14 protein-coding genes are annotated in these 15,822 nt (G+C 63.4%); 4 read left to right on the top strand and 10 right to left on the bottom strand.

Features of this window, described 5'->3' with window-relative positions:
- Window positions 1-120 precede the first annotated feature (120 nt).
- Window positions 121-1,719 (top strand): hypothetical protein, encoded by a 1,599-nt coding sequence (locus tag C4S68_RS00685; protein WP_235011258.1) that lies wholly within the window; start codon window positions 121-123, stop codon window positions 1,717-1,719.
- A 15-nt stretch (window positions 1,720-1,734) separates the two neighbouring features.
- Window positions 1,735-2,508, top strand: coding sequence for a bacillithiol biosynthesis deacetylase BshB1 (gene bshB1, locus C4S68_RS00680; protein WP_103931120.1), 774 nt, complete (start codon window positions 1,735-1,737; stop codon window positions 2,506-2,508).
- A 106-nt stretch (window positions 2,509-2,614) separates the two neighbouring features.
- On the opposite strand, the gene C4S68_RS00675 is transcribed toward bshB1, so the two are convergent.
- From C4S68_RS00675 to dcd, 6 genes are all read right to left on the bottom strand, one after another.
- Window positions 2,615-3,244, bottom strand: a complete 630-nt coding sequence (locus tag C4S68_RS00675; RefSeq protein ID WP_103931119.1) for a hypothetical protein — start codon at window positions 3,242-3,244, stop codon at window positions 2,615-2,617.
- 64 nt (window positions 3,245-3,308) lie between these two features.
- Window positions 3,309-4,238, bottom strand: coding sequence for a UDP-3-O-(3-hydroxymyristoyl)glucosamine N-acyltransferase (lpxD, locus tag C4S68_RS00670; protein ID WP_103932084.1), 930 nt, complete (start codon window positions 4,236-4,238; stop codon window positions 3,309-3,311).
- Window positions 4,239-4,252: 14 nt separating this feature from the next.
- Window positions 4,253-5,155, bottom strand: coding sequence for a lysophospholipid acyltransferase family protein (locus C4S68_RS00665; RefSeq protein ID WP_268807259.1), 903 nt, complete (start codon window positions 5,153-5,155; stop codon window positions 4,253-4,255).
- Window positions 5,156-5,368: 213 nt separating this feature from the next.
- Window positions 5,369-6,067 (bottom strand): lipid-binding SYLF domain-containing protein, encoded by a 699-nt coding sequence (locus C4S68_RS00660; protein WP_103931118.1) that lies wholly within the window; start codon window positions 6,065-6,067, stop codon window positions 5,369-5,371.
- A gap of 306 nt (window positions 6,068-6,373) precedes the next feature.
- Complete coding sequence (locus C4S68_RS00655; protein ID WP_160114935.1) at window positions 6,374-7,030, bottom strand: response regulator transcription factor; 657 nt, start codon at window positions 7,028-7,030, stop codon at window positions 6,374-6,376.
- 174 nt (window positions 7,031-7,204) lie between these two features.
- Window positions 7,205-7,759: a dCTP deaminase gene (dcd, locus tag C4S68_RS00650; RefSeq protein WP_103931116.1), complete on the bottom strand. Its 555-nt coding sequence runs from the start codon at window positions 7,757-7,759 to the stop codon at window positions 7,205-7,207.
- A 245-nt stretch (window positions 7,760-8,004) separates the two neighbouring features.
- Between dcd and C4S68_RS00645 the strand changes: the two genes are divergently transcribed.
- Both C4S68_RS00645 and C4S68_RS00640 read left to right on the top strand, forming a co-directional pair.
- Window positions 8,005-8,274, top strand: coding sequence for an HU family DNA-binding protein (locus C4S68_RS00645; protein WP_103931115.1), 270 nt, complete (start codon window positions 8,005-8,007; stop codon window positions 8,272-8,274).
- A gap of 53 nt (window positions 8,275-8,327) precedes the next feature.
- A complete protein-coding gene (locus C4S68_RS00640) occupies window positions 8,328-9,356 on the top strand; it encodes a site-2 protease family protein (RefSeq protein ID WP_103931114.1) in 1,029 nt (342 codons plus the stop codon).
- A gap of 255 nt (window positions 9,357-9,611) precedes the next feature.
- Here the strand turns inward: C4S68_RS00640 and priA are convergent, their stop codons facing one another.
- The 4 genes from priA to fbp all read right to left on the bottom strand — a co-directional run bounded on the left by priA (window position 9,612) and on the right by fbp (window position 15,666).
- The gene (priA, locus tag C4S68_RS00635; protein ID WP_235011257.1) at window positions 9,612-12,431 is read right to left on the bottom strand and encodes a replication restart helicase PriA; all 2,820 of its coding nucleotides are present in this window, start codon (window positions 12,429-12,431) and stop codon (window positions 9,612-9,614) included.
- Between the two features lie 617 nt (window positions 12,432-13,048).
- Window positions 13,049-13,648, bottom strand: a complete 600-nt coding sequence (locus tag C4S68_RS00625) for a hypothetical protein (protein WP_146071962.1) — start codon at window positions 13,646-13,648, stop codon at window positions 13,049-13,051.
- A 36-nt stretch (window positions 13,649-13,684) separates the two neighbouring features.
- Complete coding sequence (locus tag C4S68_RS23845; RefSeq protein WP_103931112.1) at window positions 13,685-14,647, bottom strand: alanyl-tRNA editing protein; 963 nt, start codon at window positions 14,645-14,647, stop codon at window positions 13,685-13,687.
- Between the two features lie 14 nt (window positions 14,648-14,661).
- Window positions 14,662-15,666 (bottom strand): class 1 fructose-bisphosphatase, encoded by a 1,005-nt coding sequence (fbp, locus tag C4S68_RS00615; RefSeq protein WP_103931111.1) that lies wholly within the window; start codon window positions 15,664-15,666, stop codon window positions 14,662-14,664.
- Between the last annotated feature and the right edge of the window lie 156 nt (window positions 15,667-15,822).

The raw sequence follows: 15,822 nt of genomic DNA, 5'->3' as shown, positions 1-15,822 counted from the left end.
ATCGTATAACGCTGCAGCAGGCATTCCCAACAGGGCGGCTGGCCTCCCCCTGCTATACTCAGCCATAGCCTGCATAGGCCAAATTTGCGCGGAAGTGCGTTGTTCCCGGAGTGATTTACGTTGAAGAAAAGTAGGATCTCAGCCCAGCTTCTCGCCGCACTTGTCCTCGCGGCAGGCGTGCTTGGGCTCACTTCATGCGCCCATAAGATCTACTACAACCCCGCGGATAACTACGCCGGTCGTACCACCCCGCCCAGCGGCCTGCTGGAGCGTGTGTTGGCCTCGTACACCGTCAACGGTTCCAGCGGCGGTCTCGAGATCCTCGACGGCCTGCGTGACCTGCGCCGCAACGTGCAGAACACGATCACCTCGTTCAGCATCTCCGGCTACGCAGGCGGCAACCCGCTCGAGATCTTCAACTATCCCGAAGAGCAGGTTGGCTACGTGCTCAACCAGGTCGATGGCTCTTTGACCGGTATCAGCTATGCCACCGAGGCCAGCAACGGCGCCGTGGCAAACTTCGGCGCCAGCCCGGCCGGTGCAGCCGCCGCTCCCAACGGAGCTATCTTTGCCGGCGCCGCTGAAGGTGCAGGCGAGCTCATCATGACCGCCAGTGGCGGCCAGTACATCTTCAGCCTCCCCGGCGTCTACCGCACCTACATCAACCCCGGCGCGACCGTGGTTCTCGCAATGGTCCGGAACACCAACGCGCTCTATCGCGTGGTCAAGATCAATGCGAGCGGCACGCCGACGCCGCCCCCTGGCGCCGTCGACTGCCAGCCGCTGCTCCTGCCCACCTACTGCGTCGTCCCCGTGGGCCCCACCCCCACCAGCAATCCAGCCGGCGCGAACGCAGACTACGATCACCCGATCTACGCGTACTCCTCGCTCGATGCCAGCACGATCTACGTCATGAACTGCGGCCCCGAGTGCGGCGGTACGACCTCCAGCGTGCTCGCCCTCCAGGCCAGCGCCCTGAACATCAACAACGTCCCCACGGTCGATCCCAGCACCCAGCCTGCGCCGTTGTCCACGCTGCTGCCGGTCGCCAATCCCATCCCTGTCCCCGGTGGCGCGACGCTCGTGCTCTCTGACGCGTCGTATCTCTACGTCACCGGACAGAACGTCACCTCCAACGGTCTGCTCGGCGGCAACCTGACGCTGATCAACCTCTCGACCGGAGCCGTAGGCAAGGCGATCCCGATCTCCGACGGCACCAAGACACGCATCCTCTTCGGTGACAACAACACCCTCTGGATCGGCTCCACCCAATGCGCCAACGGCGTCCGCGCGGCCAAGGCCACCTCGGAGCTCGCCGCACAGGGCTACACCGACCAGGCAGGCAACTACAACTGCCTCACCATGGTCACCGGCATCGGCTCCTCTGGTCCCACCGCCACGATCATCCCCGCCGTCGTCCAGTCCAACGTCTCCTCGGTCGCAGCCGTTACCGTCGGCTACCCCAACACCAACCAGAACCTCTACTACTACGGAAGCCTCACCGGCCTCTGCTGGGTCGAGGCGAAGGGCAAGATGTATACCGCCTACGGTGGACAGGTTCACGCCTTCTACACCGGCGCAGCCATCACCGACCAGTTCGAGCCCGGCTACAACACCACGCCCGCCGCAGGAACGGAGTTGAACAACTACAACTTCACCGTGCAGGGCACCGTGCTGGACGTCGTCTACATGGACGCCACGACCAACACCAACAACTAGCCACCTCAAGCCCCTATGACCTTGAACGTCGACGCTCTGGCCTCCAGCAACACTCCGGCCACCGTCGACGTTCTTGCGATTGCGGCCCATCGCGACGACGTCGAACAGACCTGCGGCGGCACACTGCTCGCCCAGGCCGACCTGGGCTGGCATACCGGCATCGTCGACCTCACCCAGGGCGAAGGCGGCACCCGCGGAACCGCCGCCGATCGTGCCGCCGAGGCCGCCGCCGCCGCGAAGATTCTCCGCGTCAGCCATCGCGAAGCTCTCGACCTCCCCGACGGCAACGTGGAGAACACCCAGGCCAATCGCCTCAAGCTCGCCGCAGCCATCCGCCGCCTGCGCCCGCGCGTCGTCATCCTTCCCTACTGGCAGGGCCGTCATCCCGATCACTACCGGGCATCAACGCTGGGCTACGAAGCCTGCTTCGTGGCGGGCCTCAAGAAGGCCGAGTTCCCTCCCGAGCTTCGAGTCGACGACCTCGCACCCCATCGCCCCTACAAGATCCTCTACGCTTCGCTCTACAGCGACGTGCGCCCGACCTTCGTCGTCGACATCACGAAGCACATCGAGACCCGCCTCGAGTCCCTGCTCGCCTACCGCTCCCAGTACGGCGCCCAGACCGTCGGCTCAGGCCTCTTCGTCCCCGAAGAAGATATCCGCGAACGCATGTTCGCCACGGCACGCCACTACGGCCTGCTCGCCGGCGTCAAGTACGCCGAACCCTTCGTGCAACGCGAGGTCGAACGCGTCGACGACCTCATGACCCTCGGCTCCCCGAGCATCTGAACCGGCATCTGGAAACTCGAAACCCGAAGCTCGCAACTCAAAGCTCAATCATTCGTTCTTGCTTCTCGCCAGGGCATTCGCCGCTTCCAGTGGTCACCACCGCAGGCTAGCGCGATACCGACAGCACCGGTAGCCTCGCCCGCACCGTCTCCACCAGCTCAGCGCTCACATACTCCGGCGGCGCCACCCGCACGACCTTCGTCCGCAGCAAGCTCGGAGCCACCCCGCTCCAGGCCACATGCTCCAGCTCGCCGCCCGTCAGCACCAGTGCATCCGCGCGATCGAGGTACCGCAGCGCCGACGGCTTGAAGTCCGCCACGCTCGCATCCACCACGCTCACAAAAACATCCGGCCGCAGGAATCGCAGCACGCTGTTGGACTCGACAATCACGTCGCTGCCCGCCTGCGCCGCCTCGTCCATCAGCTTTCGCACGCGAGGCATCGCCTCCTGCAGCTGCCCTTGCCGCGTTCGCACCCAGAAGGACTTGGCCGCACCAGCCGCCAGATAGCGCGACGAGTCCGTCCCCGACGCCCGCTCGCGCTCCTCACTCACCGCAATCGTGTGGCCCGCCGTCTCGCAATCGCATGGCTCCCCGTTGGCCGAGCAAACCCCATGCCCGAACTGCGTGATCTTCACCGCCCACCAGCGACGCTCCGGCATCGCCGCAATCAGGCCCGCAACCACGCTCGTCTTCCCGATATTCCGCGTGTGCCCGCCGATAACAACAACCGCCATAGAACAACCTCGCACCTGAGCACCTGAAGACCTCGCCCCTCGACAGCTCACCTCGGGACCTCGCCTACTTCAACCGCCGCACCTTCGCGATGGTCTTCAGGTAGTCCTTCACCGGCTCCGCGGGAACCCCCATGAACATCTGTCCCGGCCCTTCGACACGCTTGTGCGGAAAGACTCCCGAAGCTCCGCCGAGAATCACTCCAGGCCCGATCCTCGCATGATCCCCAAGACCTACCTGCCCCGCCAGCACCGCTCCATCCTCGATCACGCACGATCCCGAGATGCCCACCTGCGACGCGATCACCACATTCCGGCCGACGTTGCAGTTGTGCCCAATGTGCACCAGGTTGTCGATCTTCGTTCCGCTTCCGATGCGCGTCTCACCCAGCGCTCCGCGATCGATCGTCGTGTTCGCACCGATCTCGACATCGTCCTCGATCACCAATGTGCCCCGCTGCGGAAACCGCGTATACCGTCCGCTGGATGCCCTCACGTAGCCAAAGCCCATCGCGCCCAGCACCGCTCCCGCCTGGATCAGGCACCGGGCCCCCAGCGTCACGCAGCCATAGATCGTCACGTTCGACGCGATGATGCAGCCGTCGCCAACCACTGCACCGGCCTCGATCACAGCTCCCGCTCCCACGCTCACGCCCACGCCGAGTTTGGCCGCCGGATCGATGTGCGCAGCCGCATGAATCCGCACCTCTTCAAACTGATCGAACCACTCCGAGATAAGCGCAAACGCCAGCTTCGGATGCTTCACCCGCAGCACGCGCACATCCTCCGTCTCGGCGCGAAGCGGAGCAAGCACCAGCCCCGCCTTACTCTCCAGCGCCTTCACCAGAGAAGCTTCATCCTGTGCGAAGACAATCGCCTCACCCATAGCTTCGTCGAAGCCCGACAGCCTCGAGAAGGCACGCTCCGTCGCGACGACATCCTCCGCTGCCTGCATCCCAGGAAGCGCCACGATCTCCTGTACGGTAATGGAACGCATCCCTCTCGTGTACGTCATCGGTAGATCTTCTCCCCACCCTCGGGGCGTGTCTTCCAGCGCCGATGCACCCACAGCCACTGCCCCGGATAGCGACGGATCCAGCTCTCCAGCGTCGCCGTAAACAGCGCGGTGTTCGCCAGCACATCCTTCTCGTTCACACCCGTCCGCACCAGCTCCAGCTCCTCGCCGAAGTGCAGCACATAACGCTGCTCGCTCGACTCCCACAACAGAAACCCCGGCAGCACCGCAGCATTCGTGCGCAACGCCACCCGCGCGAGGCCCGACGCCGTGCAAGCGTCCACGCCAAAGAACGGCACAAACAAACCCTGCGGTGGCGTCATATTGGTATCCATCAGGATGCCCACCGTCTCCCCGCGATGCATCGCCGTCAGCAGCCCGCGAGCAAAGTCGTCCTTGTGCAGCACCCGATTCCCATGCATCGACCGCACGCCGTTCACCAGCCCATCCACCAGCGGATTGTCCAGACGGCGGATCACCATCGACATCGGATAGCCCATCAGCGAGTGGAAGAAGCTCGAAAGCTCCCACGCGCCCAGATGCGCCGTCAGCACAAACACCCCGCGGCCCTTGTCGCGCGCGGCAAGATAGTTCTCAAGGCCTTCGTAGCGGATGAACGTCTCGGCAGACTCGCGCGTGAGCTTCGACATGCGCGGAAACTCAGCCAGCTGCCAGCCCAGCGAACGAAACTCCTCGCGAAGAATCCGATCCCGCTCCGCGCCGCTCATCTCCGGAAACGCCAGCGCGAGATTGCGCTCCCCTACGCCCCGAAGTCGTCCCAGCACCCGATAGAGCAGCGCCGCAACACCCGCGCCAAGTCCCCGCGCCGCCGATCGTGGCAACGCTCCGAAGATCGCCATCACGCCCCGGACGATCGCATACTCAAACCACTCCCGCAACGAAAATCGCGGTCGCGCACGGCCATCGACCGCCGTCTCTTCCGCCAATCCCACGTTCTGGTTTGTCGTTCCCAACGCCTTCCAGTGTACGCAAAACCATCCCGCCAGGCCCCGGCAGCGACGAAGGATAGCCCGCGTCCCACGCTACGATATCGCTGCGAACATGACAAAGGGGCGGCCGAAGCCGCCCCTCGAACGCCATGACATCCGTGATTAGTTCTGTGCGGCGCGTGCGACCACGAAGTAGCGCGCAACCGTGTGGACGAAGTTCACAGCATTGCCAGGGGTAGCCTGACCGCCGTGAAGCACCACGCCGAACGGCACGTTCGCACCATACTCGCTGCGGGTATCATCCGCATTCTGCGAGAGCACAACACCCGTCAGATCGATACCCGCGAATAGGCCGCGGCTACGCGAGTAGGTGAGAAACTCCGCATGCATGCTGGCATCCGTGTCAGCCGCAGCGTTACGACCCACCGGGCCGGCAGAAACCGAGGCGTCGCCACCAAGCTTGAACTTGCTGGAGAGCATGTGCTCAAGGCCATTCTTGTTCATCGCCACGAGGACGAGATCCGTCGACTGCCCACCGATCTGCCAACCGAAGCTTCCACCCTCTGCGCGAACGAACACCGGAGCCGACCAGCCACGCGGCGTGCGGCAGGTAGCGACACCCTGGCCATACTGTGCGCCCACAACGAAAGCGCCCTTCTTGTAAGCCGGAACCACCACCACGCAATATGCGTTGGAAAGAATGCCCTGCGGAATGCCCTTGTCCGGGGTATCCATCACCTCATGCAACACGGCAGACGCGTTGTTCAGACGCTCCGTCAGCTTCGGGTCCTGCGCCTGCGACACAACAGCGGTGGCGCCCATCGCCATAGTGCACATCAATCCGATCAGCTTCGTCTTCATCGCAATTAACCTTTCTGAAATACAAAACCTCTGCGGCCGCCAGTGAATTCATGTTCACAGGGCACTCAACAAATCACCGCACGTAAGAGGTAGATGGGATGGGTTCTATGCGAGGTTGCACCGGGAAAAAAAATGGGGGTTGCGATGTGATCGCAACCCCGTTCTCCCAGGTCTGTACTTTCACGACTCTGCTTGAGTACGACCTTTGGTCGCAAGAGTACCGAGGGCTGTATACCTTTGGCGGGAAGCAAGGAACAAGCCTTTTTTCAGGCAACCAATCCCCATGCTCAGCTTCAGCCGACGCTGCTAACGTCGTGGTGCCTGCCCCATCGCGGTGCGCCGCTCTTCCATCGCCCGCAGCGTCAGCTCGACGCGATTGCTCGCGCCCGCCTTGCGCAGCATGCGTCCCAGGTGCGCCTTTACGGTCACTTCGTCGATTCCCATCGCCACGGCAATGTCGCGATTGGAACGGCCGTCCATCAGCAGACGCAGCACGTCGAGCTCCCGCGGCGTCATCTTGTTCTCCACCGAATCCCCCGAAAGCTGTCCCTGCGGCTGGGTCACGGACTGAACACCACCCGCATCGATCAACCGCGCCAGAACCTTTCTTGGTGCCCACACCGAACCATCGAGGACAACCTCGAGGCACATGCGGATCTCACTCTCCCCGGCCGTCTCGGCCAGATACCCCTTCGCCCCTGCAGCGATTACAGCCTGCACATGGTCCGGGTCGCCCATCTCTCCCATCACGATAATCTTCATCGCAATGCGATCCCGGCGCAGACGCGCAATCACCTCCGTCAGCTTGCCCCCGGTAGAACGCTCGTCCAGCAGAACTGCGGACAGGTCCTCCAGCGAGAGAACCTTGTCGAGTTCGATCACCAGCGGCTCAAGCCGAGGCTCCGTCTCAAGGATCGCCTCCAGTCCCAGCGAACGCAGAGGATCAGCGGCAACAATTCCCACCCGGCTGCGTGTTGAATTGGACGTTCCCTGCTCCATAGCCCGAGGTGCTGGCTCCTTCAGCAACTACAACATCTTCACTGCCGGTAGCTACCGGCCATTCGAATCTCTGGACGCTTTCCTGTGATGAAAACGCCACCCGCACCGTTTCAGGAATCCCGTCACGGCGAAGTTGATCTACATGCGCGGCAAGGTGATTCCGTGTTGTGCCTGGTACTTGCCTTTGCGGTCCGCATAGCTGACCTCGCAGGCTTCGTCTCCCTGGAAGAAGAGGATCTGGCACAGGCCCTCATTGGCATAGATCCGCGCCGGTAGCGGCGTTGTGTTCGAGATCTCCAGCGTGACGTAGCCTTCCCACTCCGGCTCGAACGGCGTCACGTTCACGATGATCCCGCAGCGCGCATACGTGCTCTTGCCCACACACAACGTCAGCACGTCCCGCGGGATCTTGAAGTATTCGATCGACCGCGCCAGCGCGAACGAGTTCGGCGGAACGATCACACTCTCCGCCTTCACCCGCACGAACGAACGATCGTCGAAGTTCTTCGGATCGATGATCGCGCTGTTCACATTGGTGAAGATCGCAAACTCATCCGCGACGCGAAGGTCGTAGCCATACGATGACAGGCCGTAGGAGATGCAACCCTCACGCACCTGCTTCTCGCTGAAGGGCTCGATCATGCCGTGCTCGAGCGCCTGCTGCCGAATCCACTTGTCACTCTTGATCGACATCGTCCCGCTGTCTCTCCACCATTACATCGCTATGCCCGGCCAGGGCCGCCACCACGTCCGCCAGCCGCACGCAATGATTCAAAATGATTGCTCGATTTGAGCCTATCGTAACTCCCTGTGGGCTGCTGAAGGTACCTGCTGCTACGTTGACAAGCCATATCGCCCTGCCTACCATCGGGAGAGCGGGCACTCCCACGCTACACCTAACGGACGCCAGGCGTACCGGGAACAGGCAGGCTACCTTCTTGATCAAGCAGGACCTCATCCAGCGGGTCGTGGAACGCACGGGTCTCCCGCGCATCAAAGCCGAGGCTGCAGTGGACACCATCTTCAAGTCCATGAAGCGAGCCCTCACCGGTAGCGATCGCATCGAGCTGCGAGGTTTTGGCGTCTTTACCGTCAAGCCCCGCAAGACCGGCGTAGGCCGCAATCCGCGCACCGGCGCTGAAGTCAGCATCTCTCCCGGCAAAGCCGTCCGCTTCAAGCCCGGCAAAGAGCTCCACCTCCTCGACTAATCCCCTGCGGCCGCGCTTCCTGCGCGGCCAGCGCTTTAAGGCTCACGCAGTCCATGGCGACCCCTGCGATCCTGCAAGACGGCAGTGGTGCCACTCCGCCGGAGACCGCGCGGCCCCATCGCTCCCGGCTCTGGTTCCAGGCCCTTCTCCTCCTGGTCACGCTCTTCTCCACCACCGTGGTGGGGATGCGCTACATGGCGAACTTCCGCGCCGGACTGCCGCCCATCGCCTCGGATAACGACGTCCTGCCCTACGGATGGGCCTTCGCGCACGCCCACGCCGCCGCCAGCGGACTTCCCTTCTCGCTCACGCTGCTCACCATCCTGCTCGTCCATGAGATGGGCCACTACCTCGCCGCGCGAAGGTACGCCATCAGCGCGACGCTGCCCTACGTCATCCCAGCGCCCTCGCTCAGCGGCACCGCCGGCGCCATCATCCGGCTCGAGGGCCGCGTGACCTCCCGGTCCGCCCTGCTCGCCGTCGGTGCCCTGGGGCCGGTCTCCGGCTTCCTCGTCGCCATCGCCGCAGGCATCCTCGGACTGCACCTCTCCCGCGCCGGTCTGCCCATCGCTCCCGGCCTGGTCGAGTTCCATTTCCCGCTCCTGCTGCGTCTGCTCTCCGCGTGGATCCACCCACACGTCCCCGCCTCCGCTCTGACCTGGCACCCCGTGCTGGTCGCCGCCTGGATCGGAGTGCTCATCACCTCGCTGAACCTCGTCCCTGCCGGCCAGTTCGATGGCGGCCACGTGCTCTATGCCTTTTCGCCGAGGGCCCATCGCTGGTTCACCTGGGCCACCATCGCCACCCTGCTCTGCCTCGGGGTCATCTACTGGATCGGCTGGATCCTCTGGGCCTGCCTCTTGCTGCTGCCCGGCATGCGCCATCCCCGCATCAGCGAGAGCACACCCCTCAGCTGGAAGCTCGCACTCCTCGGCCCCGCATGCCTCGCCATCTTCCTGCTCAGCGCCACACCCCAGCCCTTTGGCCACTCCGGGCTGATCGAGACGATCCACAAGATCCAGCGCACCGGAATCGAGTGGCCCTTCCATCGGCACACACCACATCCGCCCCACCGCCACTAACGGGCAGCACTAACGTCGCAAGCGAAGCGCGCGATGCTACCCGCGCAGCGGGTGAGAAGCCTCGGCATGAGTCGCGCCTTGTCAGGGCTCGGCTTCAGTCTCGCTGCAAGAGGCCCGCAATCACAGGGCCTTAGCCCCTGAGGTATGGGTTGCTTGGGACAGCGACGATCAGTGCAGAGCACCACTAACGCGCAGCGCTATCATCGCGAGCGAAGCGCGCGACGCTACCCGCGCAGCGGCTAACGCGAAGCGCTGCTACATCAGGTGCACCGCATCCACATCCACCACCACGTTCCGCCGCGGAATCTCCTCCGCCTCCAGCCACGGCACAAACTCCTTCAGCAGCACACCCAGCCTCGACCGCTGCTCCGCCTTCAGCAGCAGGTGATACCGATAGATCCGCTTGATCCGCGAGATCGGCGCCGGCGCCGGCCCCAGCACGCGCACGCCGGGAAACTTCTTCCGCTCCAGCCACCGCCCAATCCTCGCCGACCAGCCCAGCACCTCTTCCAGCGTCTCTCCCTGCACCAGCACATTCGCCAGCACACTCAGCGGCGGATACTTCATCGCCCGCCGGAAGTACATCTCCCGCGCCGCGAAGCCCACAAAGTCATGCCGCTGCGAGAACTCATGCACATAGTGCGCCGGCTGATACGTCTGCACCAGCACCTTGCCCGGCAGATCCCCACGCCCCGCCCGTCCGCTCACCTGCGTGAGCAGCTGAAACACCCGCTCCGCCGATCGAAAGTCCGGCAGCCCCAGCGCAAAGTCCGCACCCACCACGCCCACAAACGTCACCCCGTGGATGTCATGCCCCTTCGCGATCATCTGCGTGCCCACCAGCAGGTTGATCTCGCCCGAGTGCAGCCGCTCCAGCAGCCGCTCCATATCGCCACGCGTCCGCACCGTGTCACGGTCCATCCGCCCGATCCGCGCACCCGGAAACAACCCCGCCAGCCGCTCCTCACCCTGCTGCGACCCCGCACCCAGAAAATACAAGTGCTCGCTCGTGCAATGCGGACAAGCCTTCGGCACACCCACCTTGAACCCGCAATAATGACACTCCAACCGGCTCCCCGGAGGCGCCACATCGCCTTCTAATCCCTGTTCCCTAATCCCTGATCCCTGCCCTTTGTGGTACGTAAGCGAGATCGCGCAGTTCTCGCACTCCATCTTCTCGCCACACTTGCGGCACATCACCACGAAGCTGTATCCGCGCCGGTTCAACAGGATGATCGCCTGCTCCCCGCGGTCCAGCGTCGCCTGCGTCTCCTCCAGCAGCTTGCGTGAGAAGATCTGCTCCTGCCCCGTCGCGCGAAACTCCTCGCGCATATCGACCAGCTCCACCGCAGGCATCGGCCGGTTCGACACCCGCTCCAGCATGTCGATCCGCGCATACCGCCCGCGCTCCGCGTTATGCCAGCTCTCCAGCGAAGGCGTCGCCGACCCCAGCACCACGGCACACCCCGCCAGCTTCGCCCGCATCACCGCCACATCACGCCCGTGATACCGCGGCGTCTCCTCCTGCTTGTACGCCCCGTCATGCTCTTCGTCGACCAGGATCAGCCCCAGATTCGTCAGCGGAGAAAATACCGCCGACCGCGTCCCGATCACCACCCGCGCCTCGCCCCGCCGTATCCGGTGCCACTGCTCCGCACGCTTATCCGGCGTCAGCTGCGAGTGCAGCAGCGCCACCTCGCCACCGAACGCCGCCACCATGTGCATCGCCGTCCCCGGCGTCAGCCCAATCTCCGGGACGAGAAGAAGGGCAGAGCGGCCGCGATCCAACGCCTGCTGAATCGCCGCAATGTACACCGCCGTCTTGCCCGACCCCGTCACGCCAAACAGCAGGTGCGGCGCAAACCCACCCTTGTCCATCGCCGCCACGATCGTCGCCAGCGCCGCCGTCTGCGCCTCGTTCAGCCGATGCTCATGCGCAAACCTCCGCCCATGCGCCCCCAGCCCACTCACGCTGAACGACTGCGCGACCTCCTCCAGCCGCACCAAGCCCCGCTTCACCAGCGTGCCCAGCGTCGACTCCGGCACCCCCGCACGCTCCAAACGCACCCGCAGCTCCCGCACCAGCTCCCGCCCGCCACAACCTGCAAGCTCCGCCATCACGGCGAGCTGGTTCTCATTCAGCTTCGGCAGCCGCCGCGCAGCCACCGAGAGCTCCGCTGGTATCTGGCCATCTGGAGTCTGACCAACTGGCCCTTCAGAAACCGGCCCCAAACCCGAAACCCGAAACTCCAAACCCGAAACCCGATCGACATTCTCCCCAGCACCCGCACCATCCGGATGCCCCGCGTCCGGAACTTCTGGCTCGGGTTCGATTCCTCTCACCGCCACCGAATCGCCCTCTGAACCCTGGGCCCTGGGCCCTGGGCCCTGAACCCTGGGCCCTGAACCCTCGCCCCCTAATCCCTGTTCCCTAATCCCTAATCCCTGGCTGTCCCTCAGGACAGCCACCATCTCCACCCGCCGCGCGTCCCGCGACTCCGCCACCGCCTCCCGCACCAGCCACTTCTTCTTCACCATCCCGTCGAGCAGAGCCTTGTTCGCCCCCGTCGCACTCCGGATCGTCGCAGCCTTCACCGCGTCGCCCGCCTCGAGATAATTCAGCGCGGCATACTCCCGGTTCTGATCGTCGGCCGACAACTTTGACCGCAGCGAAGACCCCTTCGCCGCGCCCTCATACAACACCGCCCTGCCCCGCTCGCCGATCCGGTACACAAAGTGCCGCTTGACCTCCGCCATCAGAGGCACCATGCCGCGCAGCGTCTCCCCCAGCGGAGCGCAGTAGTAAGCCGCAATCCACCGCCCCAGCTCCATCAATTCATCCGACAGCAGCGCCTCGTCATCCAGCACCTGCTCGACCCGCTTGATCTCAATCGGCTTGCTGGGATCGTCCGCGACGGGCGCCTCATCATGCACCCGCACCACGATCCCCATGAGCTTCTGCCCCGAGAACGGCACCAGCACCCGAGCCCCGACGCACGCCTCCAACTCCCCCAGCCCGTACGTAAACGCACGGTCCAGAGGAATCGGCAACGCTACATCAACAAAACGAGGCACATCACCAGCCTACTTCGACGCCCTGTGAGCGGGTGGCCGAGTTGCAGGGCAAAGTGCCCAGATTTGAGACTCCTGCCTTTCGCCCAGTTCCCACCACGCCACCCACTCGGACGAAAGTCATTGCGGTGGGCTTGACATTCGATAACAATCTACGGGCACGTTGCTTCCGACATCATCACCACCGAACGAGGGTACAGCCAATGTTTCGTCTTGAGAAGCTTTCATCTATCACACCCCTGCTTCTTTGCGGGGCATTGGCCTTTCAGTCGCTCGGTTGCAAACACGCGGTGAAAACTGAACCGATGTCTCCGCAGACAATTGACTTATCCGGCAAGATCACCGCAATCGATGCCAAAGGTAAACCCGCCTCCAATTCATGTTCCTGTGCCTTCGCCCAGCGTGTTTCAGCCGGAACAGTGAAGTGCAGCAACGGGAGGACGTACGAGAAGTATTGCTGGAAGAAGAAAGATAATGGAAAGGATTGCGGCACAGTATGCGCTGCGGATCAGGTCACATGTTCTGGCCAGCAGTTTGGCTGTAGCTGACCTATCCGCACAGGCCCATCAGGCCCGGAAATCCGTGCACTGAATCGGCTGGCCCGCAGTTGAGTCGAGGGACTACTTCCGTTGTGGCGAAGTAATCGGCTTTCCCTGGGCGTCGTACTCCGGAGCCGGTAGGGTCTGCAAGTCTTTCGGCCTCGCCTCTGGGAATGCAGGGGCAGCTGCTTGGGGCGCAGGTTCCGAGTTCACCCGCGAGTATTCCTTCTCCAGCTCAAGAGGTTCATCAGCGTTGTTCATCACGTAATCCCAAACGCGCGGTAGAAACACGATCCGGAACGCGTCGGCATCCTTGCCCCGCACTGAGAAAAGAGTCTCGCCCGAAAGCACGTCTTTAACGCTGTCGACTGCAACCGCTTCTTTGCCCAAGAAAGTAACGGCCTCTACCTCGGCAACGCAGCTATTTCTCCCCGGACTGTAATCGACCTTCTCTAGGGTCACGCTTGTCCCAGTAGCACCGTCGTCCCCGAGATCGGTGTTCTGTCTCACATAAACGTCAGCAACAGACTTACAGTGCGCTCGCTCTTGGAAGGTCTGGCCGTCGCGCGACTGGCGATAGCTTTCTTGGGATCGGCGATAGAGGTCAATGCCCTCCGTAACCGCCGCACCAAAAACGACACCACCAATGAGGGCCACCATCGTGATTTTGTGAGGCATCATGTTTGCCGCTACCATGGTAGCTTGACTGCGCGGCAATTACCCGGCACTTGTACGAGAGCCCGCCGTTAGCCTCTTTACGTCCTTCGCCAGCGCCTTCCGCTCCTCAAGCAGCTTCTCCACCCGCCCAGGAACATCCACCGCGCCCACGCTCAGCGTCCGAGCCACACCACCCAGCAACGCAAAATCCCGCCGAGCCGCCCGCACCGCACGCAGCCCGCACACAAACTCCACCCGCCAGGCCTTCTTGTTCTTCTCCACCTTGCGAATCAGCAGCCCGCCAATCGCACCGGTCGCCCCCACATGCGTCCCACCGCAGGCATTGTGCTCGATGCCCTCCATCGTCACAATCCGCATCGGCCCTTCACGCTCCGGCAGCTTCCGAAGCTCACCGCGCTCCAGCATGGCCTTCGCCTCTTCCGGAGAAACCCATCGCGGCGTCATCGCACGGTCCGCATAGATCTCCCGCGCAACTACATCCTCAACCCGCGCCAGATCCTCCGCGATCAACGCACTCTCACCCTCAGCCAGCGCCAGATCAATCGTCGAACTCTCCGCACCGCTCTTCAGCGCCGACAGGTGAAAGGACACGGTGCGAGCGCCAAGCTCACGCAGGAACACCGCGCTCAACAGATGCTGTCCCGTATGCTGCTGCGCGTGGTCCATGCGCCGAGCCGCATCCACGCGGCCTTCGATCACCGTGCCCGCCATCAGCGGCTTGCGCACGAAGTGCCACACCTCGCCCGCCTCATCCTCTTCCACGCGCTCGACCGCAACCTCCAGCGTGGCTCCGCTGGGCGCCGTCGCCACCAGCACGCCCGTATCCCACGGCTGTCCACCACCCTCGGGATAGAACGCCGTCCGGTCCAGCGCAATCTGCCACAGCTGCCGCTTCACGCCACTCTCATCGGCCTCAGCCGAGTGCAGGCGAATATCCGTGACCTCAGCCGCAAACGTCAGCGCCGGCGAGTCGTAATAGAGGCGTTCCGAAACACTACTCAAAGCTGAAGCTCCACTTACTTGCTGCCCATCTCCGCAACAAGATCCTTGAACGCCTTCACCTCCACCATGCTGCCCACCACAAACGGGGTGCGCTGGTGGATCGACGTCGGCTCAATGTCAAGGATACGTCCCGTCTCCGTCACCGCCATGCCGCCCGCCTGCTCTGCGATGAACGCCAACGGATTCGCCTCATACAACAGCCGCAACTTGCCGCCCGGCGTCTTCTTCGTCGGCGGATACAGAAACACCCCACCCTTGTGCAGCGTGCGATGGAAGTCCGCCACCAGGCTGCCAATGTACCGCCCGCCATAAGGCTGCCCCAACGCGCCGCTCGTAATGCGCCGGATGTACTCGCGGTACACCTCCGGCCAGTCGTGCGCATTGCCTTCATTGGTCGAGTAGTACGGCCCCTGCTCCGGCATGCACATCTTCTCGTTCGTCAGCACGAACGCACCCACCGAAGGATCCAGCGTGAACCCGAACACTCCATTGCCCGCCGTGTACACCAGGATCGTCGACGGCCCATACAACACATACCCCGCCGCCACCTGCTTGTAGCCCGGCTGCAGCGCCCAGTTCGCCACATCGCCGACGTTCGCCTCCGTGCCCTCGGGCCGGCGAAGCACGCTGAAGATCGTGCCGACGTTCACGTTCACATCAATGTTCGAGGATCCATCCAGCGGATCGAAGACCACCAGGTACTTGCCGTTGTCCGGGTTCAGATCCACCGTAATCGGGTTCGCGTCCTCTTCCGACACCAGCGCCGCCACGCCCTCCGCCAGCCCCAGGCAATGCAGCAGCGCCTGGTTCGCGTAGACGTCCAGCTTCTGCTGCTGCTCGCCCTGCACGTTGGTCTCGCCGTACGCGCCCAGGATGTTCGTCAGCCCCGCCGACCGGATCTTCGACTCCACCATCTTGGTCGCCAGCGTGATGCCATGCATCAGCCACGTGAAGCGGCCGGTCGCTTCACTGACGTTGCGCTGCTGCTGCAGCAGGTGCTGCTGCACGGTAATGATCATCGCTGGCTCCTTTATTTGCGGCTCGGGACAGAAAGCGTTTCCCCGAAGACACGGCGAAAATAGCATCCGCACAAGCCATTCGCAAACCCCCATCGTTCCGTAATCGCGCACGGCGACCAATCTCACCTGACCGTCCGTCCCGTTTATCCACCGCGC

The sequence above is a fragment of the Bryocella elongata genome (assembly GCF_900108185.1).
Lineage (GTDB): Bacteria > Acidobacteriota > Terriglobia > Terriglobales > Acidobacteriaceae > Granulicella > Granulicella elongata.
This window is presented reverse-complemented; position numbering and strand designations above follow the sequence as displayed.

Excerpts from the sequence above, each read along its gene's own strand:
- C4S68_RS00675 (WP_103931119.1), bottom strand. The coding sequence starts at position 3,244 with ATGGCGGTTGTTGTTATCGGCGGGCACACGCGGAATATCGGGAAGACG.
- C4S68_RS00640 (WP_103931114.1), top strand. The coding sequence starts at position 8,328 with ATGGCGACCCCTGCGATCCTGCAAGACGGCAGTGGTGCCACTCCGCCG.
- C4S68_RS00660 (WP_103931118.1), bottom strand. The coding sequence starts at position 6,067 with ATGAAGACGAAGCTGATCGGATTGATGTGCACTATGGCGATGGGCGCC.
- bshB1 (WP_103931120.1), top strand. The coding sequence starts at position 1,735 with ATGACCTTGAACGTCGACGCTCTGGCCTCCAGCAACACTCCGGCCACC.
- C4S68_RS00625 (WP_146071962.1), bottom strand. The coding sequence starts at position 13,648 with ATGATGCCTCACAAAATCACGATGGTGGCCCTCATTGGTGGTGTCGTT.
- fbp (WP_103931111.1), bottom strand. The coding sequence starts at position 15,666 with ATGATCATTACCGTGCAGCAGCACCTGCTGCAGCAGCAGCGCAACGTC.
- lpxD (WP_103932084.1), bottom strand. The coding sequence starts at position 4,238 with ATGCGTTCCATTACCGTACAGGAGATCGTGGCGCTTCCTGGGATGCAG.
- dcd (WP_103931116.1), bottom strand. The coding sequence starts at position 7,759 with ATGTCGATCAAGAGTGACAAGTGGATTCGGCAGCAGGCGCTCGAGCAC.